Annotated in this window: 17 protein-coding genes and 1 tRNA gene; 14 read left to right on the top strand and 4 right to left on the bottom strand. The window is 64.2% G+C overall.

The features are described 5' to 3' along the window. From ODI_RS15325 to ODI_RS15345, 5 genes are read left to right on the top strand one after another with little or no spacing between them, the layout of a single operon-like run. Nucleotides 1-360 (top strand): phage tail assembly protein, encoded by a 360-nt coding sequence (locus ODI_RS15325; protein WP_067754889.1) that lies wholly within the window; start codon nucleotides 1-3, stop codon nucleotides 358-360. An 8-nt stretch (nucleotides 361-368) separates the two neighbouring features. Next, nucleotides 369-482: a GpE family phage tail protein gene (locus ODI_RS15330; RefSeq protein WP_074046811.1), complete on the top strand. Its 114-nt coding sequence runs from the start codon at nucleotides 369-371 to the stop codon at nucleotides 480-482. A 6-nt stretch (nucleotides 483-488) separates the two neighbouring features. Then, the gene (locus ODI_RS15335; RefSeq protein WP_067754886.1) at nucleotides 489-3,095 is read left to right on the top strand and encodes a phage tail tape measure protein; all 2,607 of its coding nucleotides are present in this window, start codon (nucleotides 489-491) and stop codon (nucleotides 3,093-3,095) included. A gap of 11 nt (nucleotides 3,096-3,106) precedes the next feature. Beyond that, a complete protein-coding gene (locus tag ODI_RS15340) occupies nucleotides 3,107-3,574 on the top strand; it encodes a phage tail protein (protein ID WP_231968069.1) in 468 nt (155 codons plus the stop codon). Next, complete coding sequence (locus ODI_RS15345; RefSeq protein WP_067754884.1) at nucleotides 3,571-4,665, top strand: contractile injection system protein, VgrG/Pvc8 family; 1,095 nt, start codon at nucleotides 3,571-3,573, stop codon at nucleotides 4,663-4,665. The genes ODI_RS15340 and ODI_RS15345 overlap by 4 nt, the downstream gene beginning before the upstream one ends. Before the next feature lie 115 nt (nucleotides 4,666-4,780). On the opposite strand, the gene ODI_RS15350 is transcribed toward ODI_RS15345, so the two are convergent. Then, nucleotides 4,781-5,239, bottom strand: coding sequence for a helix-turn-helix domain-containing protein (locus tag ODI_RS15350; protein WP_067754883.1), 459 nt, complete (start codon nucleotides 5,237-5,239; stop codon nucleotides 4,781-4,783). 86 nt (nucleotides 5,240-5,325) lie between these two features. Here ODI_RS15350 and ODI_RS15355 point away from each other — a divergent pair, with 86 nt between their 5' ends. The 9 genes from ODI_RS15355 to ODI_RS15395 all read left to right on the top strand — a co-directional run bounded on the left by ODI_RS15355 (nucleotide 5,326) and on the right by ODI_RS15395 (nucleotide 10,589). Further along, complete coding sequence (locus tag ODI_RS15355; RefSeq protein ID WP_067754881.1) at nucleotides 5,326-5,544, top strand: helix-turn-helix domain-containing protein; 219 nt, start codon at nucleotides 5,326-5,328, stop codon at nucleotides 5,542-5,544. Next, on the top strand, nucleotides 5,541-5,816 hold the full coding sequence (locus tag ODI_RS15360; RefSeq protein WP_067754879.1) for an ogr/Delta-like zinc finger family protein: 276 nt from the start codon (nucleotides 5,541-5,543) through the stop codon (nucleotides 5,814-5,816). The genes ODI_RS15355 and ODI_RS15360 overlap by 4 nt, the downstream gene beginning before the upstream one ends. Nucleotides 5,817-5,878: 62 nt before the next feature. After that, entirely contained in the window at nucleotides 5,879-6,187 is a 309-nt protein-coding gene (locus ODI_RS15365) for a hypothetical protein (protein WP_157929773.1), read from the top strand. Between the two features lie 127 nt (nucleotides 6,188-6,314). Beyond that, nucleotides 6,315-6,515 (top strand): hypothetical protein, encoded by a 201-nt coding sequence (locus ODI_RS15370; protein WP_157929774.1) that lies wholly within the window; start codon nucleotides 6,315-6,317, stop codon nucleotides 6,513-6,515. Next, nucleotides 6,515-6,805: a hypothetical protein gene (locus ODI_RS15375; RefSeq protein WP_067754868.1), complete on the top strand. Its 291-nt coding sequence runs from the start codon at nucleotides 6,515-6,517 to the stop codon at nucleotides 6,803-6,805. Before ODI_RS15370 ends, ODI_RS15375 begins: the two co-directional genes overlap by 1 nt. After that, nucleotides 6,802-7,137 carry a DUF4406 domain-containing protein gene (locus tag ODI_RS15380; RefSeq protein ID WP_067754865.1) on the top strand — a complete coding sequence of 112 codons (336 nt, stop codon included), beginning with the start codon at nucleotides 6,802-6,804 and terminating at the stop codon, nucleotides 7,135-7,137. The genes ODI_RS15375 and ODI_RS15380 overlap by 4 nt, the downstream gene beginning before the upstream one ends. A 14-nt stretch (nucleotides 7,138-7,151) precedes the next feature. Further along, complete coding sequence (locus ODI_RS15385; protein ID WP_067754862.1) at nucleotides 7,152-7,418, top strand: hypothetical protein; 267 nt, start codon at nucleotides 7,152-7,154, stop codon at nucleotides 7,416-7,418. A gap of 107 nt (nucleotides 7,419-7,525) precedes the next feature. Beyond that, nucleotides 7,526-7,759, top strand: coding sequence for a helix-turn-helix transcriptional regulator (locus ODI_RS15390; RefSeq protein ID WP_074046810.1), 234 nt, complete (start codon nucleotides 7,526-7,528; stop codon nucleotides 7,757-7,759). Nucleotides 7,760-7,796: 37 nt separating this feature from the next. Further along, nucleotides 7,797-10,589, top strand: coding sequence for a toprim domain-containing protein (locus ODI_RS15395; protein ID WP_082985348.1), 2,793 nt, complete (start codon nucleotides 7,797-7,799; stop codon nucleotides 10,587-10,589). Nucleotides 10,590-11,163: 574 nt separating this feature from the next. Here ODI_RS15395 and ODI_RS15400 read toward each other — a convergent pair. From ODI_RS15400 to ODI_RS15410, 3 genes are all read right to left on the bottom strand, one after another. Next, a complete protein-coding gene (locus ODI_RS15400; RefSeq protein WP_067754854.1) occupies nucleotides 11,164-12,447 on the bottom strand; it encodes a tyrosine-type recombinase/integrase in 1,284 nt (427 codons plus the stop codon). 186 nt (nucleotides 12,448-12,633) lie between these two features. Continuing rightward, nucleotides 12,634-12,726, bottom strand: a tRNA-Ser gene (locus ODI_RS15405). A 99-nt stretch (nucleotides 12,727-12,825) separates the two neighbouring features. Further along, complete coding sequence (locus ODI_RS15410) at nucleotides 12,826-14,091, bottom strand: aspartate kinase (protein WP_067754851.1); 1,266 nt, start codon at nucleotides 14,089-14,091, stop codon at nucleotides 12,826-12,828. Nucleotides 14,092-14,124: the final 33 nt, after the last annotated feature.

Genomic DNA, 14,124 nt, shown 5'->3' on the forward strand with positions numbered 1-14,124 from the left:
ATGCCCCCCAAGACCGATACCGCCGACACCGCAGCCACCACCAGCACCGTGTCCGTTCTCAACGCCAGCACGCGCATGGTGGACCTGGATGTCCCCATCGTGCGCGGCGAACAGCGCTTCGAGCAGCTGGCCATCCGCAAGCCCACCAGCGGCGCGCTGCGCGGCGTGAGCCTCATCGCGCTGGTGAACCTCGATGTCGCCGCCCTGCAGGCCATCATCCCGCGCGTGTGCGAGCCCATCCTGACGCCCCAGGAAGTCGCCAACCTGGATCCCGCCGACCTGCTGGCCGTGGGAGCGACGCTGGGCAGTTTTTTCGTCCAGAAGAAGGGACTGAACGACCTGGGATTCCTGGGCGCGTAGAAGACGCGATGGCGGACATCGCAATGGTCTTTCACTGGCCGCCCGCCACGATGGACGCCATGCACATCGATGAACTGGCCGAATGGCGCGAGAGGGCGCGCGTTCGGCACCAACCGGAGTAACCGCACATGGACAAAGCCCTACAGCTCCGCGTCCTCGCAGCACTGCGCGACAAGCTGTCAGGGCCTTTGACCAAAATCGGCCGCAGCGGCACGGCGTCCGCCAAGGACATCAACGCGCTGCGCAACAACCTGAAGGCGCTGGAAGCCACGCAGCGCCAGGCGCAGGGCTTCCCCACCCTCGCCCGCAACCTGGCCGAGAGTCGCAGCAACCTGACCGCCACGCAGGCCCGCGTCGCCCAGCTCGCCCGCGAGCTGAAGGCCACCGAGAACCCCACCCGCAAGCTACGCCAGGAATACGACACGGCGGTGCGCGCGGCGGGTCGCCTGAAGACCTCCACCCAGCAGCCGGCCGTCGAGCTGCAGCGCGTGCGCAACTCGCTGACGGCCGCCGGCGTGTCCACCAGCAACCTGGGACGCCATGAACGCCAGCTGCGCGACCGCATCACCCAGACGAATGCCGCGCTGACCAAGCAGACGGAACGCCTGCGCGCGGCCGCAGCGGCGCAGCAGCGCCTCGCCACCGCCAAGGACAAATACGAACGCACGCGCAGCGCAGCCGGCGCGATGGCCGGCGGCGGCGCGGGCGCGCTGGCCATGGGCGGCGCAGGCATCTACCTGGGCGCGCGATTCATGGCGCCAGGCCTGGACTTCGACGCCAGCATGAGCCGCGTGCAGGCGCTGGCCCGGCTCGACAAGGACAGCCCGCAGCAGCAGGCGCTGCGCACCCAGGCGCGCGAGCTGGGCGCATCGACGCAGTACACCGCCGGCGAGGCCGCAGACGCGCAGGGCTTCTTCGCCATGGCGGGCTTCAGCCCGGACGCCATCCTGGCCAGCATGCCCGGCCTGCTGTCGCTGGCCAAGGCCGGCGGCACCGAGCTGGCCCGCACCGCCGACATCTCGTCCAACATCCTGACCGGCTTCGGCCTGCAGGCGGACCAGATGGGCCGCATTTCCGATGTGATGGTGGCGGTATTCACGCGCTCCAACACGACCATGGACGGCCTGGGCGACACGATGAAATACGTCGCGCCCGTGGCCGCCGGGCTCGGCCAGGACCTGGAAACCGTGTCCGCGATGGCGGGCAAGCTGGGCGACGCCGGCATTCAGGGCAGCATGGGCGGCACCGCGCTGCGCGCCGTCATCAGCCGTCTGGCCGCGCCGCCCAAGATGGCCGCCGACGCCCTGCGTAAGCTGGGCATCCGCACCAAGGATGCGAAAGGCCAACTCCGGGATCTACCCGCGATCCTGGAAGAGCTGGACAAGAAGACCGCCAAGATGGGCAATGCCAAGCGCGCGGGCTTCTTCAAGGCCATCGCGGGCGAAGAAGCCTTCTCCGCGCTGCAGGTGCTGGTCGGCCAGGCCGGCAGCGGCGAGCTGCAGAAGCTCATCGGCACTCTGCGCCAGGCCCAGGGCGAGGCCGGCAAGACGGCCGGCGTCATGGCCGACAACCTCAAGGGCGACTTGGACGAAATGAAGTCGGCTTGGGAAGACCTGGGCATCGGCATCCAGGAAGGCGAGGACGGCGCGCTGCGCGGCCTGGTGCGCGACATTACCGGCGTCATCAACAGCATCGCCAAGTGGACCCGCGAGAATCCCGCGCTCACCAGCGCCATCGTGCGCGTCGCGGCGGCCGTCGCCGTCGTGATGGCAGCCATGGGCGGCCTCACCCTGGCGCTGGCCACCCTCATCGGCCCGTTTGCCGTGGTGCGCTATGGCATGACGTTGTTCGGCGCGCGCATGCCGCTGGTCGCCAAGGCCTTCGGCTTGCTCACCGCGCCCATTCGCTTCCTGGGCACGCTCATCAAGTGGGTCGGTCGCCTCTTCCTCATGAACCCTATCGGCCTGGCCGTGACGGCTATCGGCCTGGCCGCGTTTGCGATCTACACGTATTGGGAGCCCATCACGGAATTTTTCACGGGCCTGTGGGATCGGGTGAAAGAGGCCTTCTCCGGCGGCATCACGAACATCGGCGCGCTGCTGGAAGAGTGGCATCCGCTCGCGCTGGTCTACAAGGCGATCACGGCGGGCCTGGCCGCGCTCGGCATCGAGATGCCGGCGAAGTTTTCCGAGTTCGGCGGCATGCTGGTGCAAGGCCTGATCGGCGGCATCACCAGCATGGGTACGGCGATCCAGGAGACGATATCCACGCTCGGCAGCAACGTGGTGGGCTGGTTTAAGGAAAAGCTCGGCATCCGCTCGCCCAGCCGCGTCATGATGGAGATGGGCGGGTATGTCTCCGAGGGCACCGCCCTGGGCATCAAGAACCAGCAGCCAGCAGCCATCAAAGCGGCCCAGGCGCTCGCCACGTCGGTGGCCCTGGGGGCTACCCCGCTGGCGGTCGCTGACGGCCCCATGGGCGCGCTGCCGGCGATGTCCGGCGTGGATACAACGCTGTACAGCGCCGCGCCTGAATCGCGCTTCGACATGCGCCCGCCGATGGCCGCGCCGACATCGAGCCCCACCATCACGGTGCAGGGCGACAACATCACCATCAACATCAACGTCACGCAGGGCGACCCGCAGGCTATCGCCCGTGCGGTGGCCGACGCGCTACGCCAGCGCGATGCAGAGAAGTCGGCGCGCGTGCGCTCTTCCCTGCGTGACTACGACTAGGAGAAACCGACATGGCCGCAGACAAGATGATGGGCCTGGGCAATTTCGTGTTCGGCCTGACGACGGCTTCCTACAGCGAGCTGAAGCGCCGCACCGACTGGCGGCACGCCAGCAACAGCCGCATGGGCGCGCGCCCCGCGCGTCAATACGTCGGCCCCGGCGAGGACACCATCACCCTGTCCGGCGTGCTGTTGCCGCAGATCGCGGGCAAGGCGGACGCCATGGAGATGCTGCGCCGCATGGGCAACACCGGCTTGGGCTATGCCCTGGTGGACGGCGCGGGCAACGTGTACGGCGCGTACATCATCGAATCGATGGACGAAGGGCAATCGCAGTTCCTGGCCAACGGCACGCCGCAGCGGTACGAATTCACGCTCACGCTGCAGTGCGTGGACGATCAAGCCGACCGCACCGAGATGGCCGAGCTGGACGTACCCGGCACGCAGCCCGAGGCCGCGGACGATTGGGCGGTGGCATGACCGAAGCCCACCGCATCCCCGCCTATCGCGTCACGCTCGACGGGCGCGATATCACAGGCAACATCAAGCCGCGCCTCATATCGCTGTCCATCACCGAGGCACGCGGTGAAGAGGCCGACCAGCTCGACATAGACATCGATGACCACGATGGCGCCATGGAGCTGCCCGCGCGCGGCGTCGTGCTGCGCGTGGCCCTGGGCTGGAAGGGACAGGCGCTGGTCGACAAAGGCACTTTCACGGTGGACGAGGTGCAGTACCAATACTCGCCCGGGCGCATCACGCTGCGCGCTCGCAGCGCCGACCTGACGAGCCCGCTGCGCACGCGCAATGAGCGCAGCTTTCACGGCAAGGCCATCGGCCACATCGTGGCCACGGTGGCGAAAGACCACGGCCTGCAGCCCGTCGTCGGCCGCGCCTTCGCCAACGAAAAAATCGCGCACATCGACCAGACCAACGAAAGCGACGTGGCGTTTCTGAACCGCATCGGCAAGCGCTACGACGCGGTGGCCACCGTGAAGGATGGCCGGCTGCTGTTCCTGCCCGTGGCGCGCGGCGAGACAGCCAGCGGCCAGGACACGCCCCTGACGGTCATCGCGCTGCACGCCAATGCTGGCGACAACGCGCGCTTCCAGATGGCCGACCGGAACTCCTACACCGGCGTGTCGGCGCAATGGCAGGGCAAGGGCGAGACGAAGCGCCGCACCGTGGTGCTGGGTGCCAAGGGCAGAGCGAAGCGCCTGAAAAGCCTGTACGGCAGCGAGAAGGACGCCATGGACGCCGCGCGTGCCGAGTGGGAACGCATCCAGCGCGGCGCGGCCACCTTCGACATGGAACTGGTGTTCGGCAGGCCCGATCTGTCACCGCAAGGACGCCTGCAGGTGCCCGACCTGAAGAAGCCGCTCGACGGCTATGTGTGGCTCATCAAGCGCCTGGTGCATAAGCTCGGCGACAACGGCCTGACGACCAGCATTGAAGGCGAGACTGCCGACGCGGGCGAAGACGCCGAGCCACGCGAGCCGGAAGACACAGATGCTGCAGATGATGAAGAAGGCGATGCTGACGACGATGGCGACGCTGACGGAATCGAATAACAATACGTCTTTTTTAGATACCTCCGGTTACGTGAAAGGGAAATTTTTTTCCCACCGCCGGATGAACAGAACGTTGCCCACAGCGCGGTAGAGCGCGACGGGCTCAGGCTCTTCTTCATGCGGCTGCATGTCCTCGTTTTTTTTCCAGTCCAAAGCCATCGATAAAGCTGCGGACCATCATGTCAAGACGCTTCTTTTCCTTCGCCGGCAGCGCGTCGTACAACTGGCGAGAGACTGAGAACGGCCATTCTTCGCGCTGAGAAGAAACAGGCGCTGACACCGGCATGCGCCCAACCTCAGACCTGTGAACAGCGATGTTGTCTATGCGAGCCTGCAGCGCTTCGCTGAAGTCCGACACCCGACAACCGAGCCGACTGGCGAACGCTATAGCGACCTCCACACCCATCGGAGCCTTGCCGTTGAAGTAGTTGCCCACTGCGCTCTGATTCGCATAGCCCAGGTCCTCCGCAAGCTTTTCCTGCGTAAGGTCGAGTTCGCTCTTACGCGCGTTGAATATCGCTTTCAGGCGGGCGGCGTCTTGCAATTGCTCTTGGGTGAGTGGCTTGGCAGGCATGGGCGTGACGGTATTACAACGTCTAATAAATTTGCAAATACACCGAATATTGACCGAATGTAATACACGGTCTAATATTTCACCGTATGAACCCTTTCAAACGCATCCGCATCCGCCTGGGCCTGACGCAAGCCGAAATCGCCAGTGAAGTCGGCAAGGGTCAGTCCAACATTTCCCACTACGAGACAGGCCGCCTGAACGTTCCGACCGACGTGGCGAAAGCCCTTGTTGCGCTGGGCAAAAAGAAGGGCAAGCGTGTGACCCTCGCCGACCTGTACGGCTCGTCACCAAGGGAAGACAAATGAGTTCCAAACTCGGCATCAGCTGCCCGCACTGCGACACCTGGGCCACCGTCCGCACCAGCGAGGCGGTATCGGCCACCATGCGCATCGCATATTTCCAGTGCAAGAACATTGCGTGTGGCCACACCTGGAAGGCGCATATCGAAGTGGTCGCCACTATTTCCCCCTCGGCCATCCCCCGGCCGGGTATCAACCTGCCGTTGTCGCCGCTCAGTGAAACGCTGCGCATCGCGGTGGCGGCAATCTCCGACCCTCGACAAGCGAGCCTCCTATGAACTGCCCCGTTCCCGGCTTTGCCGCGCCCGACTTCTCGCGCGACTTCATTTCGGATCAAGCAATGGCGTTCGTACGCCATGACATCAGCGTGTCCCGCAAGCCCACTACGACGCGTGGCATGCAGCTGCTGACCGAGCGCTGCACCGCCCACCTGCAGGCGCTCTGCAACTGCTCGCCCAACACTGCAGAAACGCATTCCGCCCAGGCCGTGGCGGAAGCGTTGCATGCCAGTCCTGTGACCATCGACACCGACCGCAGCACCACGTTTGCCCTGTTCCTGCAGGTGCGCGGGCATCCCAAGTCCGTGGTCATTACGACGGAAGAGCTGATGCGCTTCCTGATGAACCGCGCCCAGCTCGCCAGCAGCTAACACCCCTCTTTTCTTCCCCCGTTTCAAGGTTTCGATGCCTTGCCATTCCGGCGAGGTAGGGACCGCTTTTGCCTAAGGAATCCTTATGAGCCCCGCAATAGCCGTAATGGCCCGGCTTGAAGCCCACATGAGCGATACGCAACTGATTGCGCTGAGCAAACTGTTGGACTACTTGCTGGTTCAGCACTTCGAGCAGGGCAGCGAACTGTTCGTGATCGCTGCTGATGGTGAACACGACCTTGCCCACGATATGCGAGAGGCGGTGTGCCTGGCGCACGTCGCCACCCGCCGCGCCATGCGCGAACGTGACATGCCGGAGGCTGCGTGATGAGCACACTCAGCAAATGCGCTGCTATGAAGCTGGTCGAGGACCTGCAGAAGGCTGTGGTCAGCTCGCACGCACTGGCCAGCATGGATGAAGAAGCCCGCCATATCTCCCGCTATGCCTACTTGGCTGGCGGGGTTCAGGCGCTGCTGCGCAATTTCCTGCTTGAGAACGGTTGCGGCAACGCCGCCTCAGCCTTGGAACGCGCCATGAACTACATGCCGTCCGATCAAGAGATCGACGCCCGCGTCCAAGATATTCAGGCGAGACGTGCAGCCAGGGGGACAGCATGAGGGTCTATCTCGCCGGCCCCATGTCAGGCCTTCCCCACCTGAACCACCCCGCTTTCCACGCTGCCGCCGCGCATCTGCGGGCCAACGGGCTTGATGTCGTCAACCCTGCCGAGATCGTTAAAGACATTGACGCCGACTGGTTGTCCTGCATGCGCCAAGACATACCGGCGTTGGTGAACTGCGAGGCGCTGGTGCTTCTGCCCGGGTGGCAGGACTCGCGGGGCGCGAAGATCGAGCGCGCCATCGCTGTGGGGCTGGGCTTTCCCGTCTGGCTGTACGAGCTGGAAAGCACGATCGCCAACGCCACCGCGACGTTGCGGCGGTTCCAGTAACGCGAGGCCCGGCGATGAAAGCCCATCCATCCTCGACCAGCCTGGCCGAGCTGTCCAAGGCGCACGCCGCCGCCAATCTGCGCGGCACCCTGGACGATGCGCTGCAATCGCCGCTCCTTGCGCGCTGCCTGGCCATCACGGCCGAGGCCCTGGCCACCATGCCCATACACACCTCTCATCGCTCGCAGTCGCGCACATCTACTGCGTCCGTACGAGCCGTATCGACAACATCCCCGCGCCACGACGTGAAGCGAACCAGCGCGGGCGACAAGGACGATTGAAATGCAATCCCCCCATTTAACTCTTGTAGTTCTGGCTTGGGCCGCGCTCATTATCGGGTTCTCGGCCGGCTGGGTGGCGGCACGCGTGAAGAACAAAGGAAATCACGATGAAGCGGAATGACGCGCCCAAGCAGTTATGCGCAGACGCGCTCTATTCGTGGTCCGAGATAGCGCCAGTGGTTGGCGTGGGGCGGTCCACATGGATGCGCTACGTCCTGGCCAAGACTGCGCCCCAACCCGTGCGCCTTGGTACGCGCTGCACCCGCTACAAGGGCAGCGACGTGCTGGCCTGGGTCAAGGCACCCTCCTCCTACCGCGCACCCGAAACCGAAGTGAATTGACATGCAGGCATCACAGAACAACACCAGCAATCCGGCGATGCGCGCATGGTTCTCGCGTCTCAAGAACGATATCGATCTGCACGACCTGGCCGAGCGGATGGGGCTGCGTCGCAACGGGGCAAAGGGCAACTATCACAGCCCTCACCACGACGACAAAAGCGCTTCGCTAAGCATTTTCGACAATGGACGCGGCTGGAAGGACTGGTCCGACGAAGGCAAAGGCGGTAGCTGCATCGACCTCGTGCAGTACGTCATGCCCGAAGCCGCACACAGCCCGATGGAGGCCGCCAAGTTGCTGGGGCAATGGTTTGGCATGCCCCCGCCCGAGAAAGCGCCTGTGGAGCGCGCTGAGCCCGAACGCAAGAGCATGGTGGACCATATCGCCGACAAGAGCATGCACAGCACGCTGCCGGCGTTGGCATACCTCAAGGGGCGCGGTATCGCGGAAGCAGTCATAGAAATGGCGATCCGCAATCGCATGCTGGGCTGGAACGTGTGGACAAGCGGCACGGTGGCACCGGGCACTGCTGGCCACGGCGGGCCAGCGGCCGCATTCATCGTGCGGGATGAACGCACCATGCGCGTGGTGGCGGTGGACCTCCGCTATCAAGACGCGGCGCTCAATGGGGATGTGAAGACGCAATGCCAGGGCGACAAGCAAGGACACTACTGGTGCAGCGACATGCGCGCGCTGCGCAAGGCCCATACGGTCTACGTGGTCGAAAGCCCCATCAATGCCCTCTCCGTGGAGTCGTGCGGCTTGCCTGCGGGCACCGCTGTAATTGCCATTCGCGGCACAGGCAACGTCCATCATATCGACTGGTCATTTCTGCGCGGCAAGCGCGTCATCATCGCGCTGGACCATAACGATAAGGTGAACCCGCGTACTAACCTGCGGCCAGGCCTCGCCGCAGCCTGGGCGCTGTCGGAAATCCTTACCGCCATGGACATCGGGTCCATGATGGTGGACATGCTTGATTGGGAGGAAGGCCAGGACATCAATGATGTACTGCAGGCCGAGGGGCCGGACATGCTGCTGCGCCAGCTCAAGGTATTGGAGCCGTGGCTTATTCCAGGTATGCCCGGCGCGGGTGAGCGCCAGGACGGTGCGCGCCGCGTGTTCCTGCCCGGCCATGACTTCGGCGTGTATTGGCGCTATCGGGTGAAGGATGACTTCACGCAGTACGTCGAAAAATGGAAAGACGACGCCGACGACGAGGGCGACAAGAGCCGATCCGAAACCATGGGCGACCTATGTTCGTTCCGTGTCGCAGGCTTCTCCCGCCTTCGCATTCAAAGCCACCTTGCCACCATCAACGGCGGCGCAGACTCGCAGCCTGAAACGGTCTTCGGCGTGAGCGCCCAGGTTCCGCGCCATGGCAACGTCCTGCAGCGCGAAGTCGTGAACGATGACCGTCTGTACAACCTCGAATGGTGGAAGGGCAAGTTCGGCCACATATGGAAGCCGGCCGAGTTCGCCCGCATGGTCAACATCTTGGAACGCACCGCCCACCTGGGCGCGCGGGATGTCGTGAATTTCGTCGGCCTGGCTTGGCGCGGCGGCGAGCTGGCGGCGCTTGAAGGCGCGGACTGCTATTTCACCGAGCCGCAGAAGCAGTGCCTGTACTACAACATGGCATTCCCACGTGGCCACCAGACCGACGCCGCCCGCGTCATCAAGGCCTATCAATCCACGTTCCAGGGCAACGCGGCCGCCATCGGTGTGGTGTGGGCGCTGGGCGCACACCTGAAAGCCGTGCTGGGCTTCTATCCGCACTTGCAGATGCAGGCCGAGAAGGGGTCAGGCAAGTCCAAGTTGCTGGAATCAATGCAGGGCTCGCTTGCGTTCCAGGTGCTTTCTGGTCAGATGCTCAAGACCGACCACCGCCGGCGGGCCAGCGTCTCGTACACCACGCATCCAGTGGGCTGGGACGAGTTCTCCAAGCTACCGAAACAAGTGCTGTCCGACATCGACGGCCTGTTGCAATCCACCTACCGATTCGAGTTCACGCGCGTGGGGGCCTCGCTGACGCCGTACCTCATGTGCGCGCCTGTGCTGCTCGCCGGCGAAGAGGTTGACGTGGAGAGCCTGCAATCCAAGATTTGCCGCACGTCGCTGGCCGTGGCCAAGCAAGGCCCGATGCTGCCGCATGATCTGCCGCAGTTCCCTATGTGGGACTGGCTGCGCTTCATCGCTGGCCAGGCGCCGGCCGACATCCGCGAGCTGCACGCCAAGTACCTGGCCGTGTGCCAGAAGCGCGGCCGCGCGGATCCACGGGACGCCACCGCCAACCGCATGAAGGAGAACTACGCGGCCATCCTGACGGCCTGGGAGCTGCTGGCCAAGTTCGCCGGCATCGACGTTGGCCAGGGCGACTTCATCGAGGACTTGCTGACGGAAATGAACGTGCATATCTCCGACACCAATGGCACGCGCCTGCCCTGGGTGTGGATCATGGAAATCCTGCTGTCCGAGCTGGAAGCCAAGCGCTACGAGTACCCCCACGCCTGGGACAACGTGAAGACCGACACCGGCGTGGAAACCATCCTGTACCTGCGACCGAACCACGTCATGGACCACCTGTCCACGTCGTCGCACCTGCGCGCGAAGTTCGACGCGCTGCCGGTCAAGACCGGCCGCATCTTCAAGCAGCAGCTCATGGCCTCGGGCGTCGTGGCCACCGCCGGCGGCAAGCCGATCGACAACGCCGACAAGATCATCCGTGGCCAGCGCACGGCGCGCCTGACGGGCATCCGGTTGTCCCAGCTCGAAGCCCTCGGCCTGTACGCCACCCCGTTCATCCCCGGCGAGATCCCGAACGACCAGTGACCCGCTGGCCAGCATCCCGCCAAACCCGCCGCGCGCGGGTTTTTCTTCGTCGGAATAACCCTACTTCCATATCAACATTCCCCTATGACGGCCGCCGCGCCTACCGCGACCGGCCGGCGGCGTCAAGAGGCAGGCGACCGCCGCGCGGAGCCGTTTTCCTTTCGGAGCCGGGCATAGGAGAGAAAAACACCGTGGATACAATTGATACAATCAACCTAAGTCATTGATCGTGGAGCAGAAACCCGTGTTCGCTTCCCTTCAAAAGTCCCACGGTTTACCCCCTAAAGTCCCACGGTTTCGACTTATCCACCGTGGGACCATTTGCGCCCTTTCTGCCCCTCTTCTTTCTTCTTTTCTCTTTAAAAACAAGAAGAAAGAAGAAAGAATGCGGTGAAAGAAAGGAATCGGCAGGTCCCACGGTTTGTAATATTGTGGATAACTTGTATCCACGGTTTCGACAGCGAAAAACGCCGAAACCGTGGGACTCCCACGCTTGGGCTGATTCCGTAAGTCCTTGAAAAGAAAAGGGACGCCGACGCGTCCCACGGTTTCACACGGTCCCACGGTGTTTTTGCTACCCCACCCCCTGGGAGCGTTGCCGCGCACGCTTCCGCGCCTCTTCTCGCAGCCCGTCCAGGTAGTCTGCCCACCGCTGCATGAAGGCGATGCGCTCATCCAGAAACGCCGTGCGGTTGTAGGAGCGGCCCAGCGGGTCCACCACCTTGTGGCTGATCTGCAAGTCCAGCAGTTCGGGCGGCGTCTTCAAGCGCTCTTCGGCCAGCGTCCGCGTGGATGCGCGAAAGCCGTGAGCCGTCATTTCCCCATGGAAGCCCAGGCGCAGCAGTGCTGCGCGTATGGCGCCATCGGATAGCGGGTGCCCACGGTTGCGCGATGAATGGAACACATAGGGTGTGTGCCCGGTGAGCGGGCGCAGCGCCTGCAGGATGGCCACGGCCTGCGTGGGCAGCGGCACCAAATGGCTTTCCCAGCCGGTGCGCGTGATCTTGGTGTCTCCGGTCGCGCCTGCACGCTCTGGCGAGATATCCCACATCGGTGCACCCCACCCCTTGCCGTCGAGGTCGAACTCTTCCCACCGGGCTTCTCGCAGCTCGCTGGGGCGCTGAAACACCAGCGGCGAGAGCTGCAGCAGGCAGCGCGTGACCATCTCGCCGTTCTCATAGCCTGACAGCGCCACCAGCAAATCACCGAAGCGCTGCGGGCTGGTGATGGCGGCAAAGTGTCCAGCCTTCGGCGTCAGCACCGCGCCCTTCATGGCCACGGTCGGATCGCTGGCAACCTTGCCGCGCGCCATGGCCCAGCGGAACACCTCGCCCATGATGCCCCGCAGCCGGCGCGCGGTCTCGGGCGCGCGCGCTTCGACGCGGTTCAGGATCGCCAGTATCTCGGGCGGGATGATGTCCGAGATGGGCCGTGTGCCGATCCATGGGAACACGTCCTTTTCCAGCTTCTCGATGATGGACTTCACGTAGCCTTCGCTGCGCCCGGCGCGCCGCTTCGATTGCCACAGCGCACGGGCGATAGTCTCGAAGTCGTCGGCCATGGCGTTGGCCTTCAGCAGTTTGGCTTTCTTGCGCTCGGCGGCAGGGTCAAGACCGGCAACGAGCTGCGCGCGGGCAGCCTGGTGTTCTTGTCGCGCCTCGCGCGCCGACACGGCTGGATAGACGCCCAGGGCGAGCGTGGCTTGCTTGCCGTTGTAGCGATAGTCATAGCGCCAATACTTCGCACCGCTCGGCATCACTGCCAGATAGAGGCCACCGCCATCGGACAGCTTGACCTGCTTGTCTTGAGGCTTGGCGTTGCGCAGCGCAACGTCCGTCAGCTTGGCGAATGCGCCCATGTTCCTGCCCTCCTGCTGGTATTTTTTGCTGGTAGCCGCGAATGGCGCGAATGTACCAGCAAAAATACCAGCAAAAAACGTGGGCTGTCCGGGGACAACGTGGGACAACGCGGGACAAGAAAAAACCCGCAGAGCGTTAGCTGCTGCGGGTTTTGGAGCAACCTGGGACAACCAGGTGCAAATTCTTGGCGGAGACGGAGGGATTCGAACCCTCGATGCAGTTTTTAGCCACATGCTCCCTTAGCAGGGGAGTACCTTCAACCACTCGGCCACGTCTCCGGGAAAGAAGCGGGATTCTAGCACGAGATGAGCCGCCCTGGGGCGGCTCATGCGGGCATTTCAACGCGCATCGTTAAGGAATACGCGCCCCGCGGCGGATCAGGCCGCGGCGCCGGGCGCCTGGTCCAGGCCGAAAGCCTTGTGCAGGGCGCGGACGGCCAGTTCCATGTACTTGTCGTCGATCAGCACCGAGGTCTTGATCTCGCTGGTGCTGATCATGCGGATGTTGATGCCCTCTTCCGACAGCGTGCGGAACATCAGGCTGGCCACGCCCACGTGCGAGCGCATGCCGATGCCGACGATGGAGACCTTGGCGACCTTGTCGTCCTTGGCGATCTCGCCGGCGCCCACGGCGGGGGCCACGACATTCTGCAGCACGTCGACGGCGCGGCTGAATTCGTTGCGGTTGACCGTGAACGAGAAGTCGGTGGTGCCGGCCACGGACTGGTTCTGCACGATCATGTCCACGTCGATATTGCGCTCGGCGATGGGGCCCAGGATGGAAAAGGCGATGCCGGGCTTGTCAGGCACGCCCAGCAAGGTGATCTTGGCTTCGTCGCGGCTGAACGCGATGCCCGAGACAACGGCGGCTTCCATTTTTTCGTCTTCCTCAAAAGTGATCAGCGTGCCCGAGCGCATTTCTTCGTCGAGCGACATAAGGGGGTCGGTGAGCGAGGACAGCACGCGCACGGGAACACGGTACTTGCCGGCGAACTCGACCGAGCGGATCTGCAGCACCTTCGAACCCAGCGAGGCCATTTCCAGCATTTCCTCGAAGGAAATGACGGACAGGCGGCGGGCTTCCGGCACGACGCGCGGGTCGGTGGTGTAGACGCCGTCCACGTCGGTGTAGATCAGGCATTCGTCGGCCTTCAGCGCCGCCGCCACGGCCACCGCCGAGGTGTCGGAGCCGCCACGGCCCAGCGTGGTGATGTGGCCTTCTTCATCGATGCCCTGGAAGCCCGTGACCACGACCACGCGGCCGGCGTCCAGGTCGCCGCGGATGCGCGCGTCGTCGATGGAAGAGATGCGGGCCTTGGTGTAGGACGAGTCGGTGCGCACCGGCACCTGCCAGCCCGTATAGCTGCGGGCCTTCACGCCTTCCGCTTGCAGGGCCATGGCCAGCAGCGCGCTGCTGGCCTGCTCGCCGGTCGCGGCCAGCATGTCGAGCTCGCGGCCATCGGGGTCGGCCGCGATTTCGCGGGCCAGGCCCAGCAGCCGGTTCGTTTCGCCGGACATGGCAGAGGGCACCACCACGACCTGGTGGCCGGCCGCGTGCCATTTGGCGACGCGGCGCGCCACATTCCTGATTCGCTCGATGGAACCCATCGAGGTACCGCCGTACTTGTGAACGATCAAAGACATCTTGGACTCGGGTTGCGCCCCCCGCGGCAAGCG

It is taken from the genome of Orrella dioscoreae (assembly GCF_900089455.2).
GTDB classification, from domain to species: domain Bacteria; phylum Pseudomonadota; class Gammaproteobacteria; order Burkholderiales; family Burkholderiaceae_B; genus Orrella; species Orrella dioscoreae.